Origin of the sequence: Pseudomonas sp. AU12215 (genome assembly GCF_001675465.2) — a bacterium.
In the GTDB taxonomy this organism is placed as follows: Bacteria; Pseudomonadota; Gammaproteobacteria; order Pseudomonadales; family Pseudomonadaceae; genus Pseudomonas; species Pseudomonas nitroreducens.
The window spans coordinates 1-2,254 of sequence record NZ_MACM02000085.1 but is presented as its reverse complement, the minus strand read 5'-3'; the positions used below and the strand labels follow the sequence as shown (position 1 = coordinate 2,254).

The 2,254-nt window shown below is 56.0% G+C and carries 4 protein-coding genes; 2 read left to right on the top strand and 2 right to left on the bottom strand.

All coding sequences use genetic code 11. The features are described from left to right. The first annotated feature begins 197 nt into the window (after positions 1 to 197). Positions 198 to 389 carry a hypothetical protein gene (locus A9513_RS14390; protein ID WP_065327444.1) on the top strand — a complete coding sequence of 64 codons (192 nt, stop codon included), beginning with the start codon at positions 198 to 200 and terminating at the stop codon, positions 387 to 389. 99 nt (positions 390 to 488) lie between these two features. Here A9513_RS14390 and A9513_RS14385 read toward each other — a convergent pair whose 3' ends face one another. Next, positions 489 to 1,166: a DUF4197 domain-containing protein gene (locus A9513_RS14385; RefSeq protein ID WP_037009581.1), complete on the bottom strand. Its 678-nt coding sequence runs from the start codon at positions 1,164 to 1,166 to the stop codon at positions 489 to 491. Positions 1,167 to 1,324: 158 nt separating this feature from the next. Next, the gene (locus tag A9513_RS34930; RefSeq protein ID WP_083196125.1) at positions 1,325 to 1,840 is read right to left on the bottom strand and encodes a serine acetyltransferase; all 516 of its coding nucleotides are present in this window, start codon (positions 1,838 to 1,840) and stop codon (positions 1,325 to 1,327) included. Positions 1,841 to 1,920: 80 nt separating this feature from the next. Between A9513_RS34930 and A9513_RS14380 the strand changes: the two genes are divergently transcribed. Next, positions 1,921 to 2,254 (top strand): helix-turn-helix domain-containing protein (locus A9513_RS14380; protein WP_141678412.1); only part of this gene is annotated, 334 nt, incomplete at its 3' end.

Below are 2,254 nucleotides of genomic sequence, written 5' to 3'. Positions count from 1 at the left end.
CGTGACGCGCTCTGTGGCGCTGAGTTCGTGATAGGACATGGGGCAACACCTTACCGAAATGGTCGGGTGTTGCACTCAGTTTTTGCGGCCGCCGAGCCCAGCAGAGGCGGACGAGGTCGACAAATCCAACGCCCAACCAGCGTGTGGTGCGTCGAGCGCCATCCATACGACAGTGGCCAAGCCCAAGGTAGCACAGCATGAAACTGCGAAAAGAAATTGAAAACACCATCAGGGAGTCGCGTGAAGACCGCGCCAATGCGGCTTTGGCAATCTGTGTATTGCTGGAGGAGAAGCTGGGTCTTTCGCAGACCGGTTGGTTCGATGATGACCCGCTTGCGCTGCAGGCCATTGCTGAGTGGAAGGCTTCCGCCATTCCTCACCAGGGGTGAGCGCCCCGAGAGGCAATTAACCCGTGCCTGGGTGGCATGAGCAGAAAAGAAAAAGCCCGGAACATTTCCGGGCTTTTTCGTGTGCCTTTCAGGCGTGGCTCAGAGTACCCCGAACACCTTCTTCGCCAGACCAGTGGCGGCGGCTGTCGGGTTCTGGCGAATGGTCTTCTCCTGCTCGGCGATGAGCTTGAACAGGCCGTCCAGTGCTTCCTCGGTCACGTAGTTCTCGATGTTCGCGCTCTTCGCGTCGACTACGCCGAAGGCGGCGGCCTGGCTGGCGAAGGCGTTGTACTGCTTGGCGACGCCGACCTGGTCGGTGGCCTGCTTGATGATCGGCAGGAACTTGGCGCGCAGTTGCTCGCGGCTGCTGCGGTTCAGGTAGTCCGTCGCCGAGTGCTCGCCACCCTGAAGAATGCCCTTGGCATCGGTCACGCTCATTTTCTTCACCGCATCCACCAGCAGCGCCTGGGCCTGCGGCATGGCGGCCTCGGCGGCCTTGTTCATGCTCGCTTCGAGCTGGTCAACCTGGGCGCCCATGCCGAACTGCTTCATGGTCTTGGCGGCCTTGCCCAGTTTGCCGGGCAGCTCGATGCGCACGGCCGGGTCGTTGCTGAAGCCGCCGGGTTGGCTGAGCTGTTTCACGGCCACCTGTGCACCCTGGGTCAGCGCATCCTTCAGGCCGCCGGTGGCGTCGCTTTGGCTGAGGTCGGAAAGGGACAGGGCGAAGGCATTGAAGGACAGCAGGGCGCCGGCCAGCAGAACGGGGAATCGCAGCATCGATACTTCCTTGGGCGAAACACGGCGGCCGGGCGGCCCCGCGGTGGAGAATGGAGGAGGGAGATTAACGGAGGATGTCATCAAGGAAAACCCGACGGCGCAATGCCTTGGGTGAAATATTTCGACAGATACAGCAGGTGGTCTAGAAAATGAAGTTGTTAAATTCGATCTGTGGGGGCGCTCGTTGTAACCCATTTCCCGTTATCAAAATACATCCATCTGCCATTTCTATTTGAATAGAAATGGTTGTCAATTGGCGTGTTTTTGTATATCACTCGTTGAGTTCCAACTACTACTACTGAGTTGTTTGGTATGTCTTTATGAACCACGGCATTTGGGCCGATTCGAACATTATTTCCAATTTTTACATTTCCGACTATTTTTGCGCCAGCAGCTATATAAACATTATCGCCAATAGTTGGAGCTCCTCTGCCAGCAGATCCTGGAATTGTATTTGAACCAATGGTTACTTGTTGAAATATTACGCAGTTCTTTCCAATCCGAGCGTCACCGGATATAAATATGCTTTTGATTCCGTGCGGAAAACATGGTTCGCCATCAAAATTTGAGTTGAAAGCAATAGAGCTGCAGTTTTCATATTGATAAAGCTGATATACCGCTTTGGCTATTCTGGTTTTTAATCCGGATTTGTTGCTGTGGCAAATGGATTTCAAATTCCATGGGGTCCCAAAAAAAGCAAGGCGGCCGCAAAAACTGAGTGCAACACCCGACCATTTCGGTAAGGTGTTGCCCCATGTCCTATCACGAACTCAGCGCCACAGAGCGCGTCACGATCCAGATCGGCCTGTGCAATGKCTTCAGCCAGCGCAGGCTTGCCCGGCTGATGAACCGCAGCCCCTCGACGGTCAGCCGTGAGATCCGGCGCAACCGGAATGCTCAAGGCGAGTACGTTGCAGACGATGCCCAGCGCTTGATGCATACACGCCGCGTGGTCTGTCGACCCGCAAAACGGCTGGTGCCCGGCAACKAGTTGTTCGAGCTGGTCGCCCACCTGCTGCGACAGCGCTTTTCTCCCGAGCAGATTGCCGGCAAGCTGCGAACCATGAAATCCCCAAGCTTCGAAGACG